Genomic DNA, 2,483 nt, shown 5'->3' with positions numbered 1-2,483 from the left:
TTACATGCAAATCGAACTTATCTTCGCTTGAATTTCGCTGCCCAACTACCATATTTCGGTTAGCGTTGTAATAGGCAATGTACTGACGCTCGCCATGCGTTAACAAACAAAATCCAACGGGATGACCAGCCCAAACGCTGTCGATTTTTATGGTTTGAACTATTGTTTCTGTATGCGATGTTTCGTCCATAAGAATGGGTTTCCAAACTTTTGGAGAACAGCCCCAAAAAACAAGGATAAGAAGTAATACTATTATATTTTTCATTCATTTCTACTCTGTATCTTAGCATATTTTTTTCCATTTCACTTTGAATTTTTATTTTTTTCTCTGTGAGCATCTCTAGTTTTTTCATGTCTGGATTTTTTTGGAGCATCTCTCTGTGCATCTCAGTATTGATCTCTCTCATCTGAAGTCTGTATTCAGCAGACTGTCTTCTGTAAAGATTGTTTTGATTTCTGAATTCCTGCTCTTGTGCCGGAGTCATTTGTCTTTTATACTGAGATCTGTTTGTATTGTTTATCATATTTTGATTCATATTTCCCTGGAATGAGTCAATTCCGAATTTTTCTTTCATTTGAATTCTATAGTTTAGTTTCTCTTTTTCCATTTTCATTTCAAAGGCTGCTTTTTTATTGCTGAGTTTATTGAGCTTTTTAATATTTGGTTTATCCTTAAGAAGTTCTTTTTGCATATCTAGGTCTGTTTCACGCATCTGGATTATATAACTCTTAGTTTTTTTCATATGGGAGTCACTCATTTTATAAAATTCTTTTTGCTGCTCAGGAGTGAGGACTACCATTTGCTGTTGCATCATTGTTTGTTTTCCAGTGCTTCTCATGTTTGTGTTTCCCTGCATTCCGGTTTTTGCAAAAGAAACAGCAGAAATAGACAATACCATAATAGCTACCATTTTTTTCATACTCATATTTATCATACTCCTTTTAAAATAATGGCGTTATAAAATTTTTAAACTGCTCATTACAATACTACAGTTCCTTTGTGACAATTCTATGTCATTTTTATGCCATTTAAAAAAAGATACACACAAAGTCAGCAGTATTTAGTTTTCATGTTGAGAATTTTTATTTGTATCCCTAGAATAATTTACAGTTTTTTTAAGGGTTCTCCTACAAAATATTTTTTGAAATATTCCCAATAAAAAAGCAGCTGATCAAAGTCAGCTACTTTTTTTATATCTATGAGTATTTTTAATAAGATTATAAATCTGATAACTCTTCGAACCTGGCTCCGTCACATAAAGGACAAAGCTCCAAATCTTCGTCGTGTTCTGCATCTATCTGAAATCCACATATGACACATTGGTATATCCCTTTTTTCACTTTATCTCCTGCCATAGGCATTATACGTCCACTCCTTAAAAAATTTGATAATAGAAGTATAGTCTTTGTATAGTTAAAATTCAAGCATTATTAAATAATTTACTTTATAATGTTTTTCTCTGCCTGGAAAATCACTTTGAACGATAGTCAAATGTGTGAGTTTGATATAAGAAACTTGTTAAGTGCATACTTTTATAGTAATATTTTAATTAACTAAAAAATACTGAAATTTGTAAGTAATATAAAAAAATATGCTGATCAGCTCTGAGGCTAGAAATATCCTAAGCCTTATTATGGGGAGAGATCAAGATGTAAATTACTGTGTAAAAAATATTTTTTTAGAAAAGGTGGTTCTTTTGAAAAAAAATTCTGTAGCTAAAAAAAATGTAATTGTGTTAATTTTATCATTGATGCCCTTTGTCATAGGTCTCAGTTATTCCCTTTACAGGAGCTCAGACAGAGATTATTTTAGCAAAGCTATCAATATGGCTGGTTCTCAGAGAATGAGGACAATCTTAATAGCTAATTATGCACATCAGATTTATAATCAGGATTTCAAACTTGATAAAAAAGAGTTTGCTTTAATTGATGAGCTGTATCTTTACAAAGAGTATTTTGAAGCTTTGAAGTACGGTAATTCTTCTCTGGATATGAAACCAAATAATTTCCAGGACATAAAAAATAAGTTGGAAGAACTGAGCCCCTTGGTAGATAATTATATTGAAAACGTAAATGATTTAATTCTCTATACCAGCCAAAAAAATGATATGAGATCCATACTTGTTGATTCATTAAAGATAAAAAATGGGTTTCACGAGGTAACAGAACTCTATCAGCTTCACAATGATCTCTATATAAAAAGGCAAAAGACCATCGATACGATAATGATAATGCTAGCAGCAGGGATAACAATAGGAGGACTGTTTTTGACAGGTAAGATTAGACAGCAGGAATACCATGCAAATTTTGATGCTCTCACCAAATTAAAAAACAGACACAATTTAATCAGCTATATCGAGGGTAAATCTTCAGTAAATTTTTCAATATATTTTATTGATCTGAATAAGTTTAAAATAATAAATGATACATATGGTCATGAGATAGGGGATGAGATACTGGTGGGAGTCTCAAAAAGACTGGTC

At 31.7% G+C, this 2,483-nt stretch carries 3 protein-coding genes; 1 reads left to right on the top strand and 2 read right to left on the bottom strand.

The features are described from left to right. Positions 1-59: 59 nt before the first annotated feature. Complete coding sequence (locus ABZA26_RS12615) at positions 60-926, bottom strand: Spy/CpxP family protein refolding chaperone (RefSeq protein ID WP_372714866.1); 867 nt, start codon at positions 924-926, stop codon at positions 60-62. A gap of 292 nt (positions 927-1,218) precedes the next feature. Further along, complete coding sequence (locus ABZA26_RS12610; protein WP_372714865.1) at positions 1,219-1,362, bottom strand: hypothetical protein; 144 nt, start codon at positions 1,360-1,362, stop codon at positions 1,219-1,221. A gap of 335 nt (positions 1,363-1,697) precedes the next feature. Between ABZA26_RS12610 and ABZA26_RS12605 the strand changes: the two genes are divergently transcribed. After that, on the top strand, positions 1,698-2,483 hold a 786-nt coding region (locus ABZA26_RS12605; RefSeq protein ID WP_372714864.1), incomplete at its 3' end, for a diguanylate cyclase domain-containing protein.

The sequence above is a fragment of the Ilyobacter sp. genome (assembly GCF_041583315.1).
Classification (GTDB): domain Bacteria; phylum Fusobacteriota; class Fusobacteriia; order Fusobacteriales; family Fusobacteriaceae; genus Ilyobacter.
This window is presented reverse-complemented; position numbering and strand designations above follow the sequence as displayed.

Coding starts and splice junctions, on each gene's coding strand:
- ABZA26_RS12615 (WP_372714866.1), bottom strand. CDS start 926: ATGAGTATGAAAAAAATGGTAGCTATTATGGTATTGTCTATTTCTGCT.
- ABZA26_RS12610 (WP_372714865.1), bottom strand. CDS start 1,362: ATGCCTATGGCAGGAGATAAAGTGAAAAAAGGGATATACCAATGTGTC.